Genomic DNA, 1314 nt, shown 5'->3' on the forward strand with positions numbered 1-1314 from the left:
GCAGGGCGGAGGGGGGATCAGGATCTTTAATGATCCTGCACCGGCTTACGCCGGGCCTCGGCGGTTTAACTACAGAGCCATATAAAACGACTTCATACCGCCTTATATGCGCTACGCGCATCGGAAGACAGATATTCCGCATCGAAAGGCTTTTGTGTTTTCAGAACGCCATAACACCAGTGAACAAGTTTTCGCATAAGGGCGCCAATGGCACACATTTTTGCCTTGCCGCATAAACATAGCCTTTCATACATCGCTTTCATCACCGGGTTAAACCTCAGCCCGCATAGCGACGCCAGATACAGTTTCGCCCGAATTTCAGGCGGTCCGATTTTAGACAACTTCGGTTTACCTCTTACTGACGTGCCGGACGATTTTTCAACGGGCACCACACCTAAAAATGCCGCAACCTGCTCTGCGGTGTCAAAACGATGACCCCTCAAGATAACCAGCATATTCAGACCTAACTGAAAACCCACGGATTTTATCGATGTTAGCAGGTCAAAATCCTTTTTCAATTCAGCATGTTGGTCGAGGTGAGTCAGAATCAAATCGTCTAGATGTTCAATCTCTGTACTCAGGTTACGAAGAACATTGTCGATCGATTCAGCAATAACAGGAGGAATGTCCGTCATCCTGCATTTTTCAAGTCTGTTTTTTTCGCGGCTCCTGTCAGTGACTAGCGCATCCCGGCGACGCAAAAGTGCACTGAGATAACGAACATTCTCAGGTGGAGGAACCCATGGTTCCGGCTCTTTAAGTGCACCGTAACAGGCAAGCATATAAGCATCAACGCTGTCATTTTTCGTCAAAATATCCATGCCACGTGCAAATTCTCTGCTGCGGTATGGGTTGGCAAGCGATACTCTGGCCCCAGCCTTGTTAAGGCCGTATGCAAGCGACTCATGATAAACACCGGTGGCTTCCATAATGATATGGACATCGGCAGGTTCACATTGTTGTTTGCAGAGCCAGCTGATCACGGTACTGGTTGCATTGAAATCGTTTTTAAGCTTGCGAGTTTTGACCCTGCCTTTTACACCTTCCCGCAATAGGCATAAATCCAGGGTTTTCTTGCTGACATCGATACCTAACTGAAACATAGAAGTTTTCTCCTTTCACTGGACCATCACGCCTATTATCCTTGTACATACAGAGTCATCGCTCTTGGCAACCGTTCAATGTTAATGCTGGCGTGAAAGGTGAAGCGGAGGGCTTTTGCTGCCAAATGAAGGTCACTGCCTTGGGGCGAGGGCCAAGCTCTCTCCGCTTCATGCGATGGTAGCTAACCACCACATGCTTATTACATACAAG

General features: G+C 47.9%; 1 protein-coding gene. It reads right to left on the reverse strand.

Going from position 1 to position 1314, the window contains the following annotated elements; all coding sequences use genetic code 11:
* Nucleotides 1-92 precede the first annotated feature (92 nt).
* A complete protein-coding gene (locus tag J8X26_RS15740; RefSeq protein WP_208951343.1) occupies nt 93-1103 on the reverse strand; it encodes an IS110 family transposase in 1011 nt (336 codons plus the stop codon).
* Nucleotides 1104-1314: the final 211 nt, after the last annotated feature.

Origin of the sequence: Rahnella sp. ChDrAdgB13 (assembly GCF_017655185.1) — a bacterium.
Lineage (GTDB): Bacteria > Pseudomonadota > Gammaproteobacteria > Enterobacterales > Enterobacteriaceae > Rahnella > Rahnella contaminans.